This window comes from Streptomyces sp. NBC_01428, assembly GCF_036231965.1.
GTDB lineage: Bacteria > Actinomycetota > Actinomycetes > Streptomycetales > Streptomycetaceae > Streptomyces.
On record NZ_CP109499.1, the window covers coordinates 3,939,434 to 3,961,899 of the forward strand.

Annotated in this window: 15 protein-coding genes; 7 read left to right on the forward strand and 8 right to left on the reverse strand. The window is 71.6% G+C overall.

Going from position 1 to position 22,466, the window contains the following annotated elements:
• Positions 1-126: 126 nt before the first annotated feature.
• From OG406_RS16940 to OG406_RS16955, 4 genes are read left to right on the forward strand one after another with little or no spacing between them, the layout of a single operon-like run.
• The gene (locus OG406_RS16940; RefSeq protein WP_329186488.1) at positions 127-4,044 is read left to right on the forward strand and encodes a hypothetical protein; all 3,918 of its coding nucleotides are present in this window, start codon (positions 127-129) and stop codon (positions 4,042-4,044) included.
• The gene (pglZ, locus tag OG406_RS16945) at positions 4,044-6,779 is read left to right on the forward strand and encodes a BREX-2 system phosphatase PglZ (RefSeq protein WP_329186489.1); all 2,736 of its coding nucleotides are present in this window, start codon (positions 4,044-4,046) and stop codon (positions 6,777-6,779) included. Before OG406_RS16940 ends, pglZ begins: the two co-directional genes overlap by 1 nt.
• Positions 6,776-8,119 carry a BREX system ATP-binding protein BrxD gene (brxD, locus tag OG406_RS16950; protein WP_329186490.1) on the forward strand — a complete coding sequence of 448 codons (1,344 nt, stop codon included), beginning with the start codon at positions 6,776-6,778 and terminating at the stop codon, positions 8,117-8,119. Before pglZ ends, brxD begins: the two co-directional genes overlap by 4 nt.
• The gene (locus OG406_RS16955) at positions 8,116-10,266 is read left to right on the forward strand and encodes a DEAD/DEAH box helicase (protein ID WP_329186491.1); all 2,151 of its coding nucleotides are present in this window, start codon (positions 8,116-8,118) and stop codon (positions 10,264-10,266) included. The genes brxD and OG406_RS16955 overlap by 4 nt, the downstream gene beginning before the upstream one ends.
• Positions 10,267-10,421: 155 nt before the next feature.
• Here the strand turns inward: OG406_RS16955 and groL are convergent, their stop codons facing one another.
• The 4 genes from groL to OG406_RS16975 all read right to left on the reverse strand — a co-directional run bounded on the left by groL (position 10,422) and on the right by OG406_RS16975 (position 14,455).
• Positions 10,422-12,050, reverse strand: a complete 1,629-nt coding sequence (groL, locus tag OG406_RS16960) for a chaperonin GroEL (RefSeq protein WP_164372428.1) — start codon at positions 12,048-12,050, stop codon at positions 10,422-10,424.
• Between the two features lie 156 nt (positions 12,051-12,206).
• Positions 12,207-12,515, reverse strand: coding sequence for a co-chaperone GroES (gene groES, locus OG406_RS16965; protein ID WP_077796719.1), 309 nt, complete (start codon positions 12,513-12,515; stop codon positions 12,207-12,209).
• Positions 12,516-12,767: 252 nt separating this feature from the next.
• The gene (locus OG406_RS16970; protein WP_267048316.1) at positions 12,768-13,520 is read right to left on the reverse strand and encodes a polysaccharide deacetylase family protein; all 753 of its coding nucleotides are present in this window, start codon (positions 13,518-13,520) and stop codon (positions 12,768-12,770) included.
• Positions 13,517-14,455: a polysaccharide deacetylase family protein gene (locus OG406_RS16975; RefSeq protein WP_164372426.1), complete on the reverse strand. Its 939-nt coding sequence runs from the start codon at positions 14,453-14,455 to the stop codon at positions 13,517-13,519. Before OG406_RS16975 ends, OG406_RS16970 begins: the two co-directional genes overlap by 4 nt.
• Positions 14,456-14,545: 90 nt before the next feature.
• On the opposite strand from OG406_RS16975, the gene OG406_RS16980 reads away from it, so the two are divergent.
• Complete coding sequence (locus OG406_RS16980; RefSeq protein WP_329186495.1) at positions 14,546-15,727, forward strand: class I SAM-dependent methyltransferase; 1,182 nt, start codon at positions 14,546-14,548, stop codon at positions 15,725-15,727.
• Positions 15,728-15,763: 36 nt separating this feature from the next.
• Here OG406_RS16980 and OG406_RS16985 read toward each other — a convergent pair whose 3' ends face one another.
• From OG406_RS16985 to OG406_RS17000, 4 genes are all read right to left on the reverse strand, one after another.
• On the reverse strand, positions 15,764-17,047 hold the full coding sequence (locus tag OG406_RS16985; RefSeq protein WP_266847430.1) for an RNA polymerase sigma factor: 1,284 nt from the start codon (positions 17,045-17,047) through the stop codon (positions 15,764-15,766).
• Positions 17,048-17,093: 46 nt separating this feature from the next.
• Positions 17,094-17,450, reverse strand: a complete 357-nt coding sequence (locus OG406_RS16990; RefSeq protein WP_081218926.1) for a YciI family protein — start codon at positions 17,448-17,450, stop codon at positions 17,094-17,096.
• Positions 17,451-17,600: 150 nt separating this feature from the next.
• Positions 17,601-18,806 (reverse strand): FG-GAP repeat domain-containing protein, encoded by a 1,206-nt coding sequence (locus OG406_RS16995; RefSeq protein WP_329186499.1) that lies wholly within the window; start codon positions 18,804-18,806, stop codon positions 17,601-17,603.
• Positions 18,807-19,081: 275 nt separating this feature from the next.
• Positions 19,082-20,110, reverse strand: a complete 1,029-nt coding sequence (locus tag OG406_RS17000; protein ID WP_164372422.1) for a LacI family DNA-binding transcriptional regulator — start codon at positions 20,108-20,110, stop codon at positions 19,082-19,084.
• 138 nt (positions 20,111-20,248) lie between these two features.
• Here OG406_RS17000 and OG406_RS17005 point away from each other — a divergent pair, with 138 nt between their 5' ends.
• Complete coding sequence (locus OG406_RS17005; RefSeq protein WP_267048313.1) at positions 20,249-21,556, forward strand: ABC transporter substrate-binding protein; 1,308 nt, start codon at positions 20,249-20,251, stop codon at positions 21,554-21,556.
• A 92-nt stretch (positions 21,557-21,648) separates the two neighbouring features.
• On the forward strand, positions 21,649-22,464 hold the full coding sequence (locus OG406_RS17010) for a carbohydrate ABC transporter permease (protein ID WP_179165399.1): 816 nt from the start codon (positions 21,649-21,651) through the stop codon (positions 22,462-22,464).
• The last annotated feature ends 2 nt before the right edge of the window (positions 22,465-22,466 follow it).

The window sequence follows — 22,466 nt, forward strand, 5'->3', positions numbered from 1 at the left end:
CACTTTCCGCACCGCCCCTTGGGCACGTCCCCTCATTTCGATCCCTCCGGCCGCCCCGCCGTCCTGCCCCGGCCTGGCAGGATAAGGAGAAGTTGTGAGAGACACCAAGGGGAGCGGGAGCAGCCGATGGCCAGGGGTGGCGACACGGTCGTACTGAGGGACGTCCTCGACATCAAGGAGGACGTGTACGCCGGCGACTTCAAGGTCGAACTGTCCCAGGGCTTCAAGGGCGACACGGCCGGACAGGTCGAGGAGTACGTGGTCACGCCGCAGCTCCAGGAACAGTTCGGCAAGGCGCTGAAGCTGGTGCGCGGCGCGGTCCGCAAGAACACTTCGTACGCCGCCTACCTGCACGGTTCCTTCGGTGCCGGTAAGAGCCACTTCCTGACCGTGCTGCACGCCGTGCTCAACGGGGACGCCTCGGCGCGGGCCAAGCCGCGGCTGCGCGAGGTCATCGCGGAGCACGACGAGTGGCTGCGCGGCAAGCGGTTCCTCATGGTGCCCTACCACCTGGTCGGCGCGGCCAACCTGGACGAGGCGCTGCTCGGCGGATACGTGAGGGCCGTACGCGACCAGCACCCGGAGGCGCCCACCCCGACCGTGTTCCGCTCCGACGCGATGCTCGCCGACGCCAGGCGGATGCGCGAGCAGCTCGGCGACGACGCGTTCGTCCGTCTGCTGCCCGCGGAGAGCGGCGGCGCCACGGCGGGGGACGACGACGATGACGAGCTCCAGGTCATCGGCGCCGGCGGGGCCTGGACCTCGGGTGAACTGGACGACGCGTTCGGCGCGCCCGCCGGGGACCCACGGCGTGAGCGGCTGGTGTCCGCGCTGCTCACCGGGCCGATGCGGTCGTACGCGGAGAGCGCCCGCGGGGATGCTGCCAAGTACGTGCCGCTGGAGAACGGACTGGCCGCGATCAGCCGGCACGCCCGTTCCCTGAACTACGACGGTGTCGTGCTGTTCCTCGACGAGCTGGTGCTGTGGCTCCAGGCGCACATGCGGGACCGGACCTTCGTCAACAGCGAGATCCAGAAGCTGGTGAAGCTGATCGAGTCGGGGGACGCCGACCGGCCCGTGCCGATCGTGTCGTTCATCTCCCGCCAGCGCGACCTGTCCCAGCTCGTCGGCTCCGACGTGCTCGGCGCCGACGTCAAGGCGATGGAGCAGGCCCTCGAATACCTCAACGAGCGGTTCGACACGGTCGACCTGGAGGACCGCAACCTGCCGGAGATCATCAAGGAGCGGGTGCTCAAGCCGCTCCCCGGCAAGGAGGTGGTGCTGGAGAACGCGTTCGGCGGGATCGACCGGTCCAACCAGCAGGTCAAGGACATCCTGCTGGACGGCGGCGGTGCCACCCACGCCGACTGGACCGACTTCCGGGCCGTTTACCCGCTGTCGCCGGCGCTGCTCAACGTGCTCGTCGCCCTCTCCGGCGCCCTCCAGCGCGAGCGGACCGGTCTGAAGCTCGTCCAACTGCTGCTGGAGCGGAACGCAGGTGCCGCCGTGGGTCGGCTGATCCCGCTCGGCGACCTGTGGGACGTGCTCCTCGACGGGACCGGCGCCGCCTTCACCGACAAGCTGAAGCGCGAGTCCGAGGCCGCCGTGAAGTTCCACGCCAAGGCGCGCGCCCACCTGCTGGAGAAGTACGGCTCGGACGAGCACGCCGACTTCCAGGCCGACGACCGGTTCGTGAAGACCCTGCTACTCGGGGCGCTGGCACCGGACGTGCCCGCGCTGCGGCGGCTGACGGGCGCACGGCTCGCGGGGCTGAACCACGGCTCGGTGCGCTCCCGGACCGTTCCCGCCGGTGACGTCGTCGTACGGCGGATGCGGGACCTCCAGGCCACGTTCCCGTCCGAGGTGCGCTCCGACGGCGAGGCCGACCCCGTGTTCTCGCTGCACCTGTCCGACCTGGACATCGAGCCGCTGCTCGACGCCGTCGCCGAGGAGGACAAGGCCGGCGTGCGCCGGGTGTGGCTGCGCGACCGGCTGTGGGAGGCCGTCGGTGTACGGGACGGTCAGTTCGTCGCCGAGAAGGAGATCGTCTGGCGCGGTACCCGGCGGGTCGCCGAGTTCGTCTTCGGGAACGTACGGGACCGGGCGGACCTGCCCGACGAGCAGTTCACGCCCTCGACCGCGGGCAACGTGCGGTTCGTCGTCGACTATCCCTTCGACGACGGCGACCACTACCCGAGCGACGACTTCCACCGCGTGGAGCAGCTGAAGAAGGACGGGGTGACCGCGCCGACCCTGGTGTGGCTCACCGACTTCTTCTCCGACCAGCGCAGGGCCCAGCTCGGCCGGCTGATGCGGATCGGGTTCCTGCTGGAACGCGACCGTCTCACCGACTACACGGGGAACTTCCCGCCCGACGACCGCGCCAAGGTCAAGCGCCAGCTCGAAGTGGCCCGCGACACCCTCACCGACCAGCTCACGGGAGCGCTCGCCGAGGTGTACGGGCTGGCCCAGCCGACCGACTCCAACCCGGGCCCCGAAGTGCCGGACGGACGGCACGTGCTCTCGCTCCAGCCGGAGTTCGCGCACCCCCGCGAGGAGGGCGGCAAGGGCTTCGAGAAGAACGTGCAGCACCTGGCCGACGGCATGTTCTCCGCCCTGTACGCCAAGCACCCCGACTTCGGCCTGGACGGCAAGGGGCAGCGCAAGGCGGTGACGCCCGCCGAACTGCGCACCGCCCTGGAGTGGATCACCCGGGCCATGGACGACGGCGGACGGGCCCAGAACGTCGACAGCCACCACCTCAAGACCGTCAAGCGCATCGTGGAGCCGCTGGAGCTCGGCACGGTCCACGACGGTCCGCTGGTCATGCGACAGGACTGGCGCACCCGCATCAACCAGGCCGCCGCCGCGCACAAGCAGCGCGGCGACCTCGCCGTCGAGGACATCCGCCTCTGGATCTCCAAGGACCTCGGCTACGGCGGCCTCGACAAACTCACCGGGAACCTCCTCATCTCGGCCTACGCGCTGCTCGACGACCGGGCCTGGGCGTACCAGGGCGGGCCGGAGCGGGAGGCGCCCGCACTGCACGAGATCGGCCCCGGCTGGTCGCTGCGCTCGCAGCCGCTGCCCAGCGAGGAGCAGTACGCGGCGGCCCGCGACCGGGCGGCCCGGCTGTTCGGTGTGTCCGCCAAGCCGAACATGTACGCGCGCAACGTCAACCGGCTCGCCGAGGATCTCCGCGCCAAGGCGGAGGCGTGGGAGAAGGACGTCGCCGGGGTACGGACCTCGCTGGAGCGGCATGCCGCTCTGCTCGGTCTCGGCGGTGAGGGCGAGGCCGCGGCCCGTACCGCGATCCTGCGTGAGGCCGCCGGTCTGCTCGCCCGGCTGACCCGGCACGGCAGCGACGCCACCGCGCTGGTGCGCGAGCTGGCCTCCGCCACGTACACGGCGACCGAGCGGGACCTCAACACCGCCATGGGCAGTGCGGGCGAGGTCCTTCAGGCCCTGGACGACGCCGCCTGGCCGGCTCTCACCAACGTGCGTGGTCTGGTCGCACGCGAGGACGGGGTGGGCGACCGGGCCCGGCGGCTCTTCGACGAGATCGCGCTGGCCGCACGTGCCTCCGAGTTCGAACGGTCGCTGGTGCCGGTGCTCGACGCGGCGGGCGAGCGGGCCAACGCGATCATCAACGCGGCGCTCCAGGTGGAGAACGTGTTCGTGCAGCGGCAGGACCCCGCCCCGGGAGCGCAGGACGTACGGGTGACCGATCCGGAGGTGGCGACCAAGCATCCCCAGCCCGCATCCGGTGTGCTTCCCGTTCCCGAGCGGACCGAGCCCGCCCCCGCCGTGGAGCCGGGTCCGGCGGGCGGCGAAGGCCAGACCCGTCGGGCGGGGCGGCGGCTCATCGCCGTCAGCGGAACGACCCCGCTGGAAGAGCGGCTGGCCGGCGAACTGGCGGGCGTCCGGGACGACATCCGTGCCTTCCTAGCCGCCCATCCCGACGCCACCATCGAGCTCAGCTGGAGGCCGATCGGGTCCGGCGCGGACACCGCCTCCGACGAGTCCGGCGAAGGGGCCCGCTGATGGCGGCGGCCCGGCCCGCCGCCGGACGGCGTGCCATCGAGGTGCTGCTGGAGGCCGAACTGCCGTACGCCGAAGGGCGGCGGCTCGTGCTGGTCGACGCGGTGTGGGCGGGCGGCGACACGGATCGCGAATTCACCGTGCAGGTGGAGGGCACCGCCCGTCGCGTGCACGTCACCGATCAGGACTCGCCGCTCGGCATCGCCGACGCCTGGCGGCGCCACAGCACCGACACCGACCCTGGCGGTGACAGCGTCCTCGTCGTCACCGGCAAGGTCCCGGCCGACCAGCTCGGCTGGGACCTGCGCGGACACGCCGTACGCCGTCGGCCGCTGGCCGTCGAACGGGCCGACATCGTCAGGCAGTTGTTCGGAACCGGCGATCTGGACACCCGGATGGTGCGCGAGACCTGGTTGCTGGACGCACTCCTGGAGGCCGAACCCACCGGCGGCTGGCCCAGGGCAGGCTCCGTTCTCACCCGTGACCGGGCGGTGCGGGCGCTGCTCGCCGCCCGCACCGGTCTCGGCAACACCAATGAGGACTCGCTGGACCTCGACGCCGACACCCTGTTCGACTGGAGCCGTACCTCGACCGGTCCGCGGCGCTTCGCCGAACTGGCCGAACAGGAGAGGTCCGGCCTCACCGCCTGGCTGGCCGAAGTGACCGGTCCCGCCGCACCCACGCTGCTGGCGCTGGCCGCGGACGGCCGCGGCACCGACGCGCTGCCGCTCGGCGCACTCGCCTCGGCCGCCCTCGGCTGCCCGTCCGCCGCCGACGCCGGCTTCGCGCTCGGCACGCTCTTCGGCCGGGCCCTCGGCTCGTTCGACGCACTCGCCCCGTACGCGACGGCCGCCACCGGTGTCCTCACCCGGTGGATCGCGCAGGCCGAAGCGGGCGGGAGCGCGGGCTCGGAGGCCCGTGCCCGCGTCCTGACCGTGCTGGAACGCGCCGACCAGCTCGCCGAGACCGCGCGCCTGACCGGACTGCTCTCCGGGGACCGGCTGCTGCCCTCCGGGTACCGGACACGGCTGCGAACTCTCGCCTCCGCGCTCGACGGCCGGCCCGGTCCCGCGCAGGCCGCGCTGCGCGACCTCGCCGACCACCAGCTCGACAAGCTGCTCGCGGACTCCACCGAACGCGCCCACACCGCCGTACGCCTGCTGCGCTGGCTGGACTCCCCGCAGTTCGCCCCGGAGTCGGTCGGCAAGGGCGTACGCCACCACATCGAATCCACCGGCTGGGTGGACCTGGCGACCGGGATCCTCGCCGAGGGCGACGCCTCGCGCGACAGCGAGATCGGGGAGGCCTACCACCGGCTGATCGGCCGGGTACGGGAGCGGCGCCGAGAGCTCGACGAGCAGTTCGCGGCGACCCTGGCCACCTGGACGGAGGCAGCGTCCCAGCAGGCGCCGCACGGTGCTCTGCTCATCGAGGATGTGCTTGCCGAGGCCGCCGCGCCGCTCGCCCGGGACGGCGGCCGACCGCTCGTCCTAGTCCTCGACGGGATGAGTGCCGACGTGGCCGTCGAACTGGCCGCCGGACTCGACCGGCGCTTTTGGACCGAGGTCGTCCCCGCCACACCGGCGGGCAGTCGTTCCGGCCGGCTCGCCGCCGTCGCCATGCTGCCCACCCTCACCAAGATCAGTCGGACCTCGCTGCTGAGCGGAACCCCTGCCGAGGGCGGGCAGGACGTGGAGCGCGCCGGATTCACGTCCTTCTGGAAGAAGCGACGCCGCGAGGCGGTGCTCTTCCACAAGGGCGGCTACGAGGGGACAGCCGGACACCGGCTCGCACCCGAGCTGCTCGGCGCGCTCGCCGACGAGAAGACGATCGTCGGCGTGATCGTCAACACCATCGACGACGCGCTCGGCGACGGACGCGAGAACGGGCGCGCCCGCTGGCGCATAGGGGACATCGCGAAGCTGGCCGACCTGCTGGGCGCCGCTCTCGGCGCGGGCCGGCCGGTCCTGCTCGTCTCGGACCACGGTCACATCCTGGACCGCAGCCCGCGCGAGACCGGTCCCACCGTGGCGGACGGCGCCCAGGGCGCCCGCTGGCGCACCGGGCCTGCCCAGCCCGGTGAGGTGGAACTCGCCGGACCGCGGGTCCGGGCCGCGGGCGGACGGATCACCGCCGCCTGGCGCGACGACCTGCGATACACCGCCCGTCAGGCCGGGTACCACGGCGGTGCCTCGCTGGCCGAGGTCACCGTGCCTGTCCTGGCGTTCGTTCCGTCGGGGAGTGAGATCCCCACCGGATGGACAGCACTGCCCGCAGAGGACACCGCTCCCCAGTGGTGGCGCGGGGGTGCCGAGACGGCGGAACCGCAGGAGGCCGCTTCGACACCTCGTGGCAAGGGCAACCGCAAACCACCGCCTCAGTCCGAGGGGCTGTTCCCGCAGAAGGGACACGGCACGCTCGGCGAGCAGACGGTGCGCAGCAAGCCATACGAGACGCAGCGCGAATTCGTGCGGAACGCACCGAACAACGCGGCAGTGGCCGCCGCGCTCGACGCGCTGCTCGCGGCCGGCGGCAAGCTCTCACCGGCCGCTGTGGCCTCGGCCGCCCAGGCCGCCACCGGCAAGTCGGAGCGCAACCCCCAGCGGTTCGTCACCATGCTCGAACGGCTGCTCAACATCGACGGCTATCCCGTTCTCCAACTGGTGGAGTCCGGACGCACCGTCCATCTCGACAGGGAGCTCCTGCGGCAGCAGTTCCCGGAAGGCGCCCCCTCGTGAACACCCCGGTCGGCCCCCAAGCCCCCGACATCAGTCCCGCCCGCGCCCGGGACGTCGTCGACGCGCTGCGCCGCGGCACCGTGCCGCAGCAGGGGCTCGGACTGTTCGCCGTCGGCCTGGACCGGTTCGCCGACTCCCTCGACGACGACCTGGCCACCGTCGCCCGCGGTGGCTCCGCCTTCCACGCGCTGCGCGGCGAGTACGGCTCCGGCAAGACGTTCTTCGCCCGCTGGCTGGCCGAGCGGGCGAAGCGCCGCGGCATGGCCGTCAGCGAAGTGCAGATCTCCGAGACGGAGACCCCGCTGCACCGCCTGGAGACCGTCTACCGGCGGCTCACGGAACGGCTGACGACGTCCACGCATCCGCCCTCCGCGCTGCGTGCCGTGATCGACTCCTGGTTCTACACGCTGGAGGAGGAAGTCCTCGACTCGGGAGACGTCGACGAGAACGACGAGGCCGGACTCGCCCGAGCCGTGGACGAACTCCTGGAGCTGCGGCTCACGGACGTGGCCCGTACGACCCCGGCCTTCTCCGCCGCGCTGCGCGGCTACCGCGAGGCGGTGGCCGCCGGTGACTCCGCCCATGCCGAGGCGCTGATCGCGTGGCTCGGCGGACAGAAGTCCGTGGCGGCGTCTGCCAAGCGCGCCGCCGGAGTACGTGGCGACCTCGACCACTTCGCGGCACTCGGATTCCTCCAGGGGCTGCTGACCGTGCTGCGCGACTGCGGGCACCCCGGGCTGCTGCTGGTTCTGGACGAGGTCGAGACACTCCAGCGGGTGCGCGGCGACGTACGGGAGAAGTCCCTGAACGCGCTGCGCCAGCTCCTCGACGAGATCGACGCCGGGAGGTTCCCCGGCCTGTTCCTCGTCATCACCGGAACCCCCGCCTTCTACGAGGGTCAGCAGGGTGTACAACGTCTGGCACCGCTCGCGCAGCGGCTGGCCACGGACTTCACGACCGACCCGCGCTTCGACTCCCCGCGCGCGGTCCAACTGCGGCTTCCCGGCTTCGACCTGGCATCCCTCGGCCGTCTGGGCCGCAACGTGCGCGGTGTGTACCAGGCCACGGCCAAGAACCCCGACCGGATCGCCGCCCTTGCCGACGACACCTACCTCGACGACCTGGCTCGGGCGGTCACCGGTTCGCTCGGCGGCAAGGCGGGCATCGCTCCCCGGCTGTATCTGCGGAAACTGGTGGCCGACGTCCTCGACCGGATCGACACGTTCGACGACTTCGACCCCCGCGTCCACTACACGCTCACGGTGAACGCCTCGGAACTCGACGAGGTCGAGCGCAACGCAGCCGCGAACGCCGGTGACGTGGAGCTGGAGCTGCCGTGAGCGCCGACGCGCTGGACCTGCTCGACCCGATCCTCACCCACCACATCGTCAACTCACTGGGCTGGCGCTCCCTCCGGCCGCTCCAGGAGGAGGCGATCGGCCCACTGCTGGCCGGACAGGACGCCGTACTGCTGGCGCCGACCGCCGGAGGCAAGACCGAGGCCGCCGCCTTCCCCCTGCTCACCCGCGCCCAGCGGCACGGGTGGAAGGGCACCGGCATCCTGTACGTCACCCCGCTGAAAGCCCTTCTGAACAACCTGCACCCCCGCCTGGAGACGTACGCGGGATGGGTGGGACGGACGGCGGAACTGTGGCACGGCGACATCGCCTCGACGCGCCGCCGCCGCATCCTCACCCAGCGTCCGGATCTGCTGCTGACGACGCCCGAATCGCTGGAGGCCATGCTGGTCAGCACGCACGTGGACCACCGGGCGTTCTTCTCCGGAGTGCACAGCGTGGTGGTCGACGAGGTGCACGCCTTCGCGGGCGACGACCGCGGCTGGCATCTGCTCGCCGTACTGGAACGGCTCCAGAATATCGTGGAGCGGCCGGTGCAACGGGTCGGCCTGTCCGCCACCGTCGGCAATCCGCACGAGCTGCTGGACTGGCTCCAGGGCTCCGGCCACGGACGACGGCCAGGTCAGGTCATCGCACCCGGGGTGTCGTTTCCCGGCCAAGGGACCACTCTGTCCTCGGCAGCCACGAGCACACCGCCGGGCGACATCGAGCTGGATTACGTCGGCTCCGTCGCCAACGCGGCCACGGTCATCGCGGCTCTGCACCGGGGCGAGAAACGCCTGGTGTTCTGCGAGACCCGACGTACCGTCGAGGAACTGGGTGAGCAGCTCAGGCTCCGTGGTGTCACCACGTTCCTCTCCCATGCCTCGCTCTCCACCGACGAGCGACGGCGGGCGGAGGAGGCCTTCGCCGAGGCCCGAGACTGCGTGATTGTCTCGACCAGCACCCTGGAACTCGGCATCGACGTCGGGGACCTCGACCGAGTGATCCAGCTCGACGCACCGGCCACGGTGGCCTCGTTCCTGCAACGCCTCGGCCGCACCGGGCGGCGGCCCGGCACCGCACGCAACTGTCTTTTCCTGGCCCTCACCGACGCGGGGTTCCTGTCCATCGCTGCCCTGCTACTGGCCTGGTCGAGTGGCTGGGTGGAGCCGGTGACCGCACCGCCCGAGCCGCGGCACCTCGTCGCCCAGCAGATTCTCGCCCTGTGCCTTCAGGAGCATCAGGTCGGGGAGAACCTCTGGCAGGAGTGGTGGGGCGGTCTCGGACCGTTCAGAAGCGCCGCCGAGCCCATCGTGCGGCACCTCGTGGAGCAGGGCTATCTGGAGCGCGACGGCGGCACGCTATTCATCGGACCTGAGGCCGAACGCCGCTTCGGCCACCGGCACTTCATGAACCTGACGGCATCGTTCACAGCGCCGCCCGAGTTCACCGTGCTCAGTGGACGGACGGAGATCGGCCGCACGGACCCGGACCTGCTCACCGAGGACGTCGAAGGCCCGAGGAAACTGCTGCTGGCGGGCCGCAGCTGGCTGGTGACGTACATCGACTGGCGGCGCAGGCGCTGCTTCGTGGAGCCCGTGGACGGGGGCGGGCGGGCCAAATGGAGCGGGTTCGGGTCCATCCGTGTGCGCTCCCACATGCTGACCCGGGCCGCCCGTGAGGTGTTGCTCGGCAGCGAACCGCCGGTGCTCCTCACGCGCCGGGCGCAGGCGAGGCTCGCGGAAGCACGGGAGACACATCTGGACGTGGTGCACCCGGCCGGAACTGTCATCACCCGGCGTGACGACGGCGACGTGCGGTGGTGGACTTGGGCCGGGCACCGGGCGAACGCCACGCTCGCCGCGTCTCTTTCCTCCGCCAAGTTGATACACCGACAGATCGACGACCGCTACATCCGGCTGCGCGACGACCTGACCCCTCAGACATGGCGAGCGGCAGTGGCGGACACCGAGACAGGACTCACTCTGCCGGAGGTGGACATCCAAGCCGTTCGCGGCCTGAAGTTCGCCGAAGCCCTGCCGCAGCGCCTCGCGGAAGCCACCCTCGCGGCGCGACTGGCGGACGAGGAGGGAGCCAGAGCAGCGCTCGCAGAACCCGTCAGGTTTCTGATGCGGCACGAGGACTGAACCCGGGCACGCCGACAACGTCAAAAAAGCCTCGGCACGCCCGCCGGACAGCACTTCGCCCCGCCGTGGGAACGACGGGGCGAAGCAACACGGCCCGATTCAGCACCGTGTCCCTGTCCAGGGATTCAGTGCCGACCCCGGCCTACCGGTGTGCGTCAGTGGGAGTGACCGTGGCCGTGGCCGTGACCGGCGTCGCCCTCGTCGTCGGCCGGCTTCTCGACGACCAGGGTCTCGGTCGTGAGGAGCAGGGACGCGATGGAGGCGGCGTTCTCCAGGGCGGAGCGGGTGACCTTGACCGGGTCGATGACGCCGGCCTTGACCAGGTCGCCGTACTCACCGGTGGCGGCGTTGAAGCCCTGGCCCTTGTCGAGCTCGGCGACCTTGGAGGTGATGACGTAACCCTCCAGGCCGGCGTTCTCGGCGATCCAGCGCAGCGGCTCGACGGCGGCCCTGCGGACGACCGCGACACCCGTGGCCTCGTCGCCGGTCTTGCCGAGGTTGCCCTCGAGGACCTTGACGGCGTGGACGAGCGCGGAGCCACCACCGGAGACGATGCCCTCCTCGACCGCGGCGCGGGTCGCGGAGATGGCGTCCTCCAGACGGTGCTTCTTCTCCTTGAGCTCCACCTCGGTGGCGGCGCCGACCTTGATCACGCACACGCCGCCGGCGAGCTTCGCGAGGCGCTCCTGGAGCTTCTCGCGGTCCCAGTCGGAGTCCGTGTTCTCGATCTCGGCCTTGATCTGGTTGACGCGGCCGGCGACCTCGTCCGAGCTGCCGCCACCGTCGACGATGGTGGTGTCGTCCTTGGTGACGGTCACGCGGCGGGCGGTGCCGAGCACGTCCAGGCCGACCTGGTCGAGCTTGAGGCCGACCTCCTCGGCGATGACCTGACCACCGGTGAGGGTGGCGATGTCGCCGAGCATGGCCTTGCGGCGGTCACCGAAGCCGGGGGCCTTCACGGCGACGGCGTTGAACGTGCCGCGGATCTTGTTCACGACCAGGGTCGACAGGGCCTCGCCCTCGACGTCCTCGGCGATGATCAGCAGCGGCCGCGAGGCGTTCGCCTGGATGACCTTCTCCAGCAGCGGCAGGAGGTCCTGGATGGAGCTGATCTTGCCCTGGTGGATCAGGATGTACGGGTCGTCGAGGACGGCCTCCATACGCTCCTGGTCGGACACCATGTAGGGCGAGAGGTAGCCCTTGTCGAAGGCCATGCCCTCGGTGAAGTCCAGCTCCAGACCGAAGGTGTTGGACTCCTCGACGGTGATGACACCGTCCTTGCCGACCTTGTCCATCGCCTCGGCGATGAGCTCGCCGACCTGCGGGTCCTGGGCGGACAGACCGGCGACGGCCGCGATGTCGGACTTCTCGTCGATCGGGCGCGCGGTGGCGAGCAGCTCGTCGGAGACCGCCTTGACGGCCGCGTCGATGCCCTTCTTCAGCAGCGCCGGGGAGGCACCCGCGGCGACGTTCTTGAGGCCCTCGCGCACGAGCGCCTGGGCGAGCACGGTGGCGGTGGTCGTACCGTCACCCGCGATGTCGTTGGTCTTGGTCGCCACCTCCTTCACCAGCTGGGCACCGAGGTTCTCGTACGGGTCCTCGACCTCGACCTCACGGGCGATGGTCACGCCGTCGTTGGTGATGGTGGGGGCGCCGAACTTCTTGTCGATGACGACGTTGCGGCCCTTGGGGCCGATCGTCACCTTCACCGTGTCGGCAAGCTTGTTGACGCCGCGCTCAAGGGCGCGACGGGCGTCCTCGTCGAACTTCAGGATCTTCGCCATGGGAGCGGTTCAGCCCTCTCGGAAAACTTTGGGAGAAACGAACGGCGCCCCCAGCGCCCGGTTCAAGAGAAGTAGCGGGGGCCAGGGGCGCAGTTCACTGCAATGCTGGGTGTCGGGTGGTCCGGGGGAAGCCCCCGGACGCCCTTGCCCGGTGAATTACTTCTCGATGATCGCGAGCACGTCGCGAGCCGAGAGGACGAGGTACTCCTCGCCGTTGTACTTCACCTCGGTGCCGCCGTACTTGCTGTAGAGCACGACGTCGCCGACGGTGACGTCGAGCGGAAGACGGTTACCGTCCTCGAAGCGGCCCGGACCCACGGCAAGGACGACGCCCTCCTGGGGCTTCTCCTTCGCGGTGTCCGGGATGACCAGGCCAGAGGCCGTGGTCTGCTCGGCGTCGAGCGGCTGGACCACAATGCGGTCCTCGAGCGGCTTGATGGCAACCTTGGAGCTGGCGGTCGTCACGATCCGACCTCCCCCTTCGGAGATCTCACGGGGTTAACTGTCTGAGGTGGCGACCGGGTCGATCCGTCGTCGCGGGTGCCGGATCTGCCCTTCGCCATTGGCACTCTCCAGGGGGGAGTGCCAGGCCTGACACTATGACTGCGATTAGCACTCGGTCAAGCGGAGTGCCAAAGCCGGCGGCGTGGCGCGGCCCGGACGGCCCCTCAGGACGTGCGGGCGGACCCTTTCGGAGGTAGGTCTCCGCCTCCGGCTCTAGAGGTAGTTCTCCAGCCGCGCGGGGGTGAAGCCCTCCGCCTGGATGCGCCGGAGCAGCCGGACCGTGGCGTCCGTGAGGTCGGGCTCCTCGAAGCCGGTGAGGATGTCGCCCGGCCGGAGCCGGTGCGTGCCGGGGGCCCTGCCGAGGACGACCGCGCTGACCCCGCAGTCACCGGCGGCCCGCAGCGTGGTCGCGTCGTACCGGCCGTAGGGGGGCCGCAGCAGCCGGGGCCGGATGCCGAAGCGCTGCCGGAGCTTGTCCTGCTGCCCGCAGATCTCGGCGCGCTGGCCCGCGTAGGGCAGGCCGCGCAGGGAGGCGTGGTCGAGGGTGTGGTTCTGGACGGTCGCGCCGACCTCGCGCAGCCGGGCGAAGTGCGCGTACCCCGGCCCGACGACACTGTCCGTGAGGAACATGCTGACGGGCAGCCGCAGTTCACGGACCATGTCGACGAACCGCGGATCGCGTTCCGCTCCGTCGTCGTACGTCAGGAAGACGACCTTGTCGCGGGTGCGGACGTGGTCCACGACGGGCGGCAGACCCGGGCCCGCGGTGCGCGCGGCGGTCCGGGCGGGCGCGCGGGGCGCCGGGGCCAACGGGGCGGTCAGGCCCCAGCGGCGGTACGCCGTCTCCTGCGGGTGCACCCGCTGCGCCGCCTTCTTGCCCAGCCGCTCGATCGGGTCGACGGACTGCGCGCAGCCGGTCAGCAGCAGCGCCGCGAGCAGTCCGGCGACCGGCACCCGCAGCCTCACAGGTAGTCCTCCAGGCGCGCGACCGCGTAGCCCTCGGCCGTGATCCTCTTCAGGAAGCGGCGGACCAGGTCGGGCATGGTCCCCTTCCAGTCCTTGGGGCCGCGGAAGTGGGTGAGGACGATGTCGCCGGGGTGCAGGTCCTGGTCCTCCTCGCGGTACTCCCAGTGGTCGACGAACACCTCCTCGTCCCAGATGGGCGCGTACTTGATCCCACAGGACTTGGCGGCGCGCAGGGTGTCCTGGTTGTAGTTGCCGTAGGGCGGGCGGAAGAGCGAGGGGCGCTTGCCGAACTGCTTCTTCATCACGTCCTGCATGCCGCAGATCTCGTGCTTCTGCCGCGCGTAGGAGAGGCCGGGCAGGTACGGGTGGTGCAGCGTGTGGTTGTTGAGGGTGATGCCGCGGTCCCGCATCTTCCGGAAGTACCCGTAGTCGTCCTTGATCAGGTAGTCGCTGAGGAAGACGGTGTACGGGATCTTCAGCTCGCTCATCATGCGCAGGAACTGCGGGTCCTTCTCCTCGCCGTCGTCGATGGTGAGGAAGACGACCCTGTCCTTGGTGGGGACGGTCGTGAAGACGGGCGGCAGCCCCAGTTCCTTCTGGCCGTCGACCTCGAACCCCTTGCGAGCCTCGATGACCGGCTTCCTCGCGGGCGGCGCCGGGGGCATCAGGGGCGCGGTGGGCAGTCCCCAGCGCCGGGCGACGGCGGTGCGGGCGGCCTGCGCCTTGCGGAGCCGCAGGGCGTACGAGTCGAGGGCGCGGGCGGGTCCCGCCTGGAGCCGGCCGGCCTGCTGACCGGCGGCGGGCCGGGCGGCGCCGGAGCCGGAGCCCTCGGCGGCACAGCCGGAGACGAGGACGGCGAGGGCCAGCGCGCCGATCCCGCAGCGCACACCAGCCCGATTTGCGCCGTTCTTATAGTTTTGTCGTACGGGTCGCATGGGCCGGGATCCTCGCAGGTCACCTCCCTGACGCGGCCCCGACACCGCGGCCGGAGGCACACCGTCCACCGACTGGCCCACAATGGCCGGGTGAACGACGTCTCCTTCGCCTCCCTGCTCACCTCCGAGGGCCGCGCCCTGCTCGACGAGGTGCACGGCACCGAACCGGCGCAGGAACTGGCCGTCGCCACCCGGCTGCGCCGTGAGCACCCCGCCGAGCTGGTCTCGGCCGCCCTCGGGCAGGCGCGGCTGCGGCAGCGGGCGGTGGCGAAGTTCGGGTCCGAGGACGCGGGGCGGATGTTCTTCACGCCGAACGGGGTGGAGCAGTCCACCCGCACGAGCGTGGCCGTCCACCGCGCCGAACGGCTGCGCGCACTGGGCGTCCGCTCCGTCGCCGACCTCTGCTGCGGGATCGGCGGCGACGCGATCGCGCTGGCCCGCGCGGGCATCCGCGTCCTCGCCGTGGACCGCGACCCGCTGACGGTCGCCGCGGCCCGGGCGAACGCCGACGCGCTGGGGCTCGCCGACCTGATCGAGGTGCGCGAGACCGATGTCACCGAGGTGGACACCGCGGGGTACGACGCGGTCTTCGTCGACCCCGGGCGCCGGGGCGGCCGGGGCCGCATCTTCGACCCGGAGAGCTACTCGCCGCCCCTCTCCTGGGCGGTCGGCGCGGCCGTGAAGGCTCCCGTCGCCGCGCTGAAGATCGCACCCGGCATCCCGCACGAGGCGGTCCCCGCCGAGGCCGAGGCCGAGTGGATCTCCGACGGCGGCGACGTCAAGGAGGCGGTGCTGTGGTTCGGCACCGAACCGGGCCTGGTGCGCGCCACCCTGCTGCCGGGCCCGCGCGAACTGCGCGGACGCGGGCTGCCCGACCCGGCGGTCCGGGCGGTCGGACGCTATCTGTACGAGCCGGACGGCGCCGTGATCCGGGCGCACCTGGTCGCCGAGGTGGCCGAGGACCTGGACGGCGGACTCGTCGACGAGACGATCGCCTACGTCACCGCGGACGAGCTGCGCCCCACGCCGTACGCCTCGGCGTACGAGATCACCGACCGACTCCCCTTCAACGTGAAGAAGTTGAAGGCGCTCCTGCGGGAGCGGGAGGTCGGTGTCCTGACCGTCAAGAAGCGCGGGTCGGCCGTCGAGCCGGAGGAGCTGCGGCGCAAGGTGAAGCCGCAGGGACCCCGGTCCGCGACGGTGTTCCTGACCCGGGTGGCGGGCGCTCCCACCATGCTCGTCGGAGCACCCGCGCGGCCTGCCACGACCTGACCACGGACAAGGTCACCGGGTCACCGCGTCACCGGGTCACGAGCCGGGCAGGTCCCGTGCCCGGTCCGTGAGCAGGGCGCGTTCCCGGTCGTTGCGCGCCAGCGCGGCCGCCCGTTCGAGCTCGGCCCGCGCCTCCGCCGTCCGGCCGAGCCGGGCCAGCAGGTCGCCACGCACGCTGGGCAGCAGGTGGTAGTCGCGCAGGGCGGGTTCGCCGGTGAGGGCGTCGACGATCTCCAGAGCGGGGCCGGGGCCCTCGGCCATGGAGACGGCCACGGCGCGGTTCAGTTCGACGACGGGCGAGGGGACCCGTGTGGCCAGCGCCCCGTACAGGGCGGCGATCCGCGGCCAGTCCGTGTCCTCGTAGGTGAGGGCCTGCGCGTGACAGGCGGCGATGGCGGCCTGGAGGGCGTACGGACCCGGGCTGCCGGTGCCGACGGCGTTCGAGCGGCCCAGCGCGGTGAAGCCCCGGCGGATCAGCATGCGGTTCCAGCGGCGGCGGTTCTGGTCCCTGAGGAGGACGGGTTCGCCACCGGGTCCGGTCCGGGCGGCGGCGCGGGACTCCTGGAGCTCCAGCAGGGCCGCCAGCGCGTGCACCTCGGGCTCCTTCGGCATCAGCTCGGCGAGCACACGGGCCAGCCGGAGCGCGTCCTCGCACAGCGCCGGGCGCAGCAGGTCGTCGCCCGCCGTGGCCGCGTACCCCTCGTTGAACACGAGGTAGATGACCTCCAGCACGGAACCGAGGCGTGCCTCGCGCTCCGGACCGTACGGCACCTCGAAGGCGACGGCCCTGGCCGCGAGCGTCCGTTTGGCGCGCACGATGCGCTGGGCGACCGTCGCCTCCGGGACGAGGTAGGCGCGGGCGATCTCGGGGGTGGTCAGACCGCCGACGAGCCGCAGGGTGAGCGCGATCCGCGCCTCGGCGGACAGCACGGGGTGGCAGGCGGTGAAGACCAGGCGGAGCAGGTCGTCGTCGATGTCGTCCGGATCCGAGGGCTCGTCGACGTGGTGCGGCGCCGACAGCGAGAGGTCCCGCCCGACCTCCTCCAGCTTGCGGGCGTAGCGCTCCCTGCGGCGTACGAGGTCGATCGCGCGGTGCTTGGCGGTCGCCGTCAGCCAGGCCCCGGGGTTGTCCGGCACACCGTCCCGCGGCCACTGCTCCAGCGCCGCGACCAGCGCGTCCTGCGCGAGTTCCTCGGCGATGCCGACGTCACGGACGATCCGCGCGACGCCCGCGATGATGCGGGGCGACTCGATGCGGAAGATGGTCTCGACGGTCGTGTCGACGCCGCCGCCGGGGGCCTGGGTGGGCTGTTGTTCCACAGCCCACCATCAGACACCCGCGACGGCCCCCGGCCAAGCGGACCGCTCAGCCGCCGGCGATCTCGCGCACCTCACAGGTCACCGTCCAGTGCTCCTCGTGCACCTTCAGGAACCGCTTGGTCCACTCCAGGGCCTCGGCCATGTCCTTGCACTGCATGATCGCGTAGCCGCCGACGACCTCCTTGGACTCGGTGAAGGGGCCGTCGGTGACGGTCAGTTCGCCGCCCGACCACAGGACGCGCTTGCCCTGCGCGGAGGGCGTCAGACCCTCGGTCTCCAGCATGACGCCCGCCTTGGTGATCTCCTCGATCAGTTCGCCCATGCGCTGCATCAGCTCGGGGCTGGGGCCCTCGGCGGGCGCGGTGCTCTCGTCGATCTGGACGAGTGACAGGTAGCGGGGCATGGTGACTCCTCGTGTCTCGGTGGCTCTCGGGACGGGGATCGTCCCCGCCTCTCACCTGTGCGTCGATCGGGCGAGGGCGGTTTCGACACCGTCCCGGCATTTCCTCGAAGTTTTTGTCGTCTCCCCCGGAAGTCTCTTCCCCGGACGAGGTCAGCGCCTGCGCACCGCGTCCGCGGCGGCCGTCTCGGGGCAGCCGGAGAGGGCCCGGAACGTGCCGTGCCCGGCGGGCTCGCCGGCTGCCGGGCCGGCCAGGTCGGCACAGCCGTCGGAGTCGGTGTCCAGGAGGGTCACCCCGGCTCCGGACCGGCCGTCGCGCGCACCGGCTCCCGACGCCGCCGGGCCCTCGGGGGTCGGCGACACCGTCACCGATGTCCACGCGCCGCCCCCGCCGATCCCGGCGGCGGAACCGCGCGCCACGTCGAACCGCCGGGCGGGCCCGCCGTCGTGCGCCGCATCGGGACCGGGATCGGCCCGGGTACCGGCGTCCACGACGACGTCCGCGTAGCCGTCCCCGTCGAGGTCGCCGACGGCGACGGCGGGGCCGCCGCGGTGTCCGGCGGTGCGGACCGGCCCGGAGGCGGTGGAGCGGTAGACGTACGTGCAGAAGGCGCCCGCGCCGCAGTGCGCGGAGAGCACCAGGTCGTCCCGGCCGTCGCCGTCGACGTCCCCGGTGGCACCGCCGACGACCTCGACGTGCGCGAGTCCGCCGGGGTCGAGGGCGGCCTCCCGGGCGGGGACGCCCGTACGGCGCACCGGGCCGGTCCGGACGGTCGCCTCGGTGCCGGTGGCTCCGTCGCCGCGGGCGGGGCGCAGGAGCACCAGATCCAGCAGGCCGTCGCCGTCGAAGTCGCCCGTCCAGGCGGTGGCGGCGGGCACCGAGGTGGCACCGGTCAAGCCGTGCGGACCGCCCCAGACGATCACCGCGTCACTCGTCCCCGCGGTGGTGACGACCAGGTCCGCGTAGCCGTCGGCGTCCAGGTCCCCGCGCGCCACCCGGGACCCGAACCCCTCCCCCGCGACCGGTGAGCCCGGGACACCCCTGGTGGCCCGGCTGATCCCGGCCCGCCGGCCGGCGTCGCCCGTGGACAGGCCGTCCGGGCCGCCGTACAGCACCGTGACGCGGCCGGCGCCGTGCCGTCCGCCGACCGTGGCGGTGCCGTCGGCGACCGCGAGGTCCGCATATCCGTCTCCGTCGAAGTCCTCGCGCACGGGAGAGGCGGCGGGGACCGGGACGAAGGCGGGTGTGACGGGCACGGTCGTCGCGCCCGCCGGACCGCGCCCGGCGGGAGCCACCAGGGCCAGCACGAGGACGGCGAGGGCTCCCGCCCAACGGGTGCGCGGACGCGGGGAATTCATGAGGAGGCCCTCCCGTCACGGTCTCAGGCTCACCGCACGAGACTCGCCGGTCGGCGCATTGGTTGTACGCGGCACGGGCCGGCACCCCCCGAAGGAACCAAGCGGAATGGGCTGTTCGGAAGGGCCCGCTCGGGGCGGTGCCGCCTCGACGCGGCTCGTCGCGCGCAGCGGCCTCACCGGGGGCCGCTTCCACGACAGAAACTCTTCGAAAGTTTCGATCGCAGGTCCGACCGGCTTCGGATGGCGCGCGGGGAAGCCGCTCACCGGGCCCGGCGTCACGCGGGAGGCGCCCCCGTGCTGCTGCGGACCACCAGGCTGGTCGCCAGTTCCATCCGCGTCCCGGCCGCGGGCCTTTCCTGCCGGCCCAGTTCGAGCACCAGCTTCGCCGCCGCCTCGGCCATCTCCGTCAGCGGCTGCCGCACGGTCGTCAGGGGCGGGCCCACCCAGCGCGCCACGGGAAGATCGTCGAAGCCGACGACACTCAGGTCCTCGGGAATCCGCAGCCCCAGCTCGCGGGCCGCCTCGTAGAGGCCGAGCGCCTGGAGGTCGTTGCCGGCGAAGACGGCCGTGGGCCGGTCGGGCCGACGCAGGAGTTCGAGCCCGGCCCGGTAGCCGCTCTCGTGATGGAAGGTGCCGGGGAGGATCAGACCGGCGTCGACGGGCAGCCCCGCCGTCTCCAGCGCGGCACGGTAGCCGTCGACCCGGGCGCGGCTGCACATCATCTGCGAGGGCCCGGTGATCGCGCCGATCCGGGTGTGGCCCAGTTCGATGAGATGGCGCGTCGCGGCGAGGCCTCCGTGCCAGTTGGTGGCGCCGATGGACGGCACGCCGTCGCCCGGGTCGCCTGCCGGATCCATCACGACGAACGGCACGGACCTGCTGGTCAGCAGCGCCCGACCGGACTCGTCGAGACCGGACAGCACGAGGATCACGCCGTACGGGCGGCGCGCGGCGACCTGGTCGGCCCAGGTCCGGCCCGGGGTCAGCCGGCCGGCGCTCTCCGACAGCACGACGCTCAGCCCCTCGTCCCGCGCCACGTTCTCGACGCCCCGGATGACCTCCATCGCCCAGGCGCTCTCCAGCTCGTGGAAGACGAGGTCGATCAGGGGCGACCGCGTCGACTCCGCCCTGCGCCGCCGGTATCCGTGGTCGCGCAGCAGCTCCTCGACACGGCTGCGGGTCGCCGGGGCGACATCGGCGCGGCCGTTGAGCACCTTCGAAACAGTCGGGGCCGACACCCCTGCCTCGCGGGCGATCTCGGCGAGCGTCGCCGTCCTTGCTTCCACCGAATTCCCAGGCTTCATGTCCGCGATCGTATCCCTGCGCGACCTCTTGACGAACCCTCCGGATCGCCCTACGTTCCCGGAACATTCGAAGTTCAACTCGAAACATTCGCGTCGGCTCGTCGTGGAGTCCTCGCGCATACCGAGAGGTGCCGTCCCATGGAGTCCTACAGCAGACGTTGGTTCCTCGGCGCGGGCGCGACCGCCCTGGCCTCCGTCGGCGGGCTCACCGCCTGCGGCTCCGACGGCGGCTCGGGCGGCGGCGGCACGCTCACCGCGTTCGTCTACGGGGACGACGCGGCGAAGATCCAGGTCAAGTCCGTCAGCCGGTTCAACGCGTCGGCCGCGGCGAAGAAGACCAAGGGCACGGTCAAGCTGCAGAAGGTGCCCGCCACGGACTACCCGGCGAAGCTGCGCACCGCGATGGGCTCGCCCAACGCCCCCGACGTGTTCTTCAACTGGGGCGGCGGCTCGATCAAGGCGTACAAGGACGCCGGCCAGCTGGTCGACCTGACCGACGTCATCGCGTCCGACCCCGTGCTCAAGAGCGGCTTCCTGCCGTCGGTGCTCAGCGCGGGCGGCCTGGACGGAAAGAACTACGGCGTGCCGATGCGGGGCATGCAGCCCGTGATCCTCTTCTACAACAAGACCGTCTTCGCCGAGCACAAGCTCCAGCCGCCCACCACCTGGGACCAGTTGCTCGACATCAACGCCAAGCTGACGAAGGCGAAGATCACCCCGTTCGCGCTGGGCGGCTCGGACATCTGGCCGGAGCTGATGTGGCTGGAGTACCTGGTCGACCGGATCGGCGGCCCCGACGTCTTCGAGAAGATCAAGAACGGCGACGCCTCCGGCTGGGGCGACCCGGCCGTCCTCAAGGCCGCCCAGACCGTCAAGGAGCTGATCGACGACGGCGCCTTCGGCAAGGGCTACAGCTCGGTCGGCTACGGCAACGGCGGCGCTCCGGCGGTCTTCGCCAAGGGCAGGGCGGCGATGCACCTGATGGGATCGTGGGAGTACTCCACGCAGCTCGGCAAGTTCCCGGACTTCGCCAAGAAGAACCTGGGCTGGTGCGCCTTCCCGAAGTTCGAGGGCGGCGCCGGCGACATCCGCAACGTGGTCGGCAACCCCACCAACTACTGGTCGGTGAACGCCCGTACCTCCAACAAGGACGCGGCGATCGCGTTCCTGCGGGACAGCGCCTCCGAGGCCTACACCAAGGAACTCATCGCCAACGGCGACGTGCCGGCCACCGCGAACGCGGCGAGCCTGCTGGACGCCTCGCCCAACCCGGAGTTCGCCACGTTCCAGTACCAAATGGTCCAGGACGCACCGGCGTTCACGCTGAGCTGGGACCAGGCGGTCGCCCCGAACGTGTCGACCCCGATGCTCACCGAGGTCAACAAGCTGTTCGTGGGCAAGTCCTCGCCGGCGCAGTTCGTGTCGGCGCTCCAGGGGCTGAAGTGAGCACAGCGCACGTCAAGGGCGGCCCGCGCACCGCGGGCCGCCCCCGCTCCGCCGCACGCGACCGGGCCGGCCGCCCGAGCGCGGCTCTGGCCCTGCCCGCCATCCTGTTCTTCGCGTTCTTCGCCGTCGCCCCGATGGTCCTGGCCTTCTACCTCTCCTTCACCCAGTGGAACGGCCTGGGCGATCCCCGCCCGGTCGGCCTGGCGAACTGGCGCAAGCTCCTGAACGACGACCGGCTCACCCAGTCGCTGACGGTCACCGTGGCGCTGACCGTGGTGAGCTGGGCGTTCCAGACGGTGATCTCGCTGCTCCTGGGCGTGTGGGCGGCGGGCAGGCAGCGCAACCGCGCGATCCTCTCGGCGATCTTCTTCACGCCGTTCCTGCTGTCGTCGACAGCGATCTCGCTGCTGTTCTACGCCCTGCTCGACCCGAACTTCGGCATCATCCACGCGGACACGCTCGGCACGACCAGCGGCGCGTTCCTCGCGATCGTGTTCGTCGGCGGCTGGCAGTTCATCCCGTTCCACACGCTGATCTACCAGGGCGGCGCACGGCAGATCCCCGAGGTGCTCTACCAGGCGGCGGCCATCGACGGCGCCGGACGCCTGCGCCAGTTCTTCTCGATCACGCTGCCGCAACTGCGCAACACGGCCACCACGTCCGGTGTGCTGATGATCGTCGGCTCGCTCACGTACTTCGAGACGGTCCTGATCCTCACCCAGGGCGGACCCGGCACCGACACGGCGATCCTGCCGTACCTGATGTACCAGGCGGGCTTCAAGAGCTACGACTTCGGCTACGCGAGCGCGATCGCCTCGTTCCTGGTGATCGCCGCGACCGCGTTGTCCCTGCTGATGGTGCGGCTGTCCGGCTTCGGCGCCATGCGCAGCACCCGGGAAGGAATGTGACG

What these genes read in the sequence shown, in the direction of transcription:
- groL (WP_164372428.1), bottom strand. Translation starts at nt 12,050, where the DNA reads ATGGCGAAGATCCTGAAGTTCGACGAGGACGCCCGTCGCGCCCTTGAG.
- OG406_RS16995 (WP_329186499.1), bottom strand. Translation starts at nt 18,806, where the DNA reads ATGAATTCCCCGCGTCCGCGCACCCGTTGGGCGGGAGCCCTCGCCGTC.
- OG406_RS16940 (WP_329186488.1), top strand. Translation starts at nt 127, where the DNA reads ATGGCCAGGGGTGGCGACACGGTCGTACTGAGGGACGTCCTCGACATC.
- OG406_RS16990 (WP_081218926.1), bottom strand. Translation starts at nt 17,450, where the DNA reads ATGCCCCGCTACCTGTCACTCGTCCAGATCGACGAGAGCACCGCGCCC.
- OG406_RS17005 (WP_267048313.1), top strand. Translation starts at nt 20,249, where the DNA reads ATGGAGTCCTACAGCAGACGTTGGTTCCTCGGCGCGGGCGCGACCGCC.
- OG406_RS16975 (WP_164372426.1), bottom strand. Translation starts at nt 14,455, where the DNA reads ATGCGACCCGTACGACAAAACTATAAGAACGGCGCAAATCGGGCTGGT.
- pglZ (WP_329186489.1), top strand. Translation starts at nt 4,044, where the DNA reads ATGGCGGCGGCCCGGCCCGCCGCCGGACGGCGTGCCATCGAGGTGCTG.
- OG406_RS17000 (WP_164372422.1), bottom strand. Translation starts at nt 20,110, where the DNA reads ATGAAGCCTGGGAATTCGGTGGAAGCAAGGACGGCGACGCTCGCCGAG.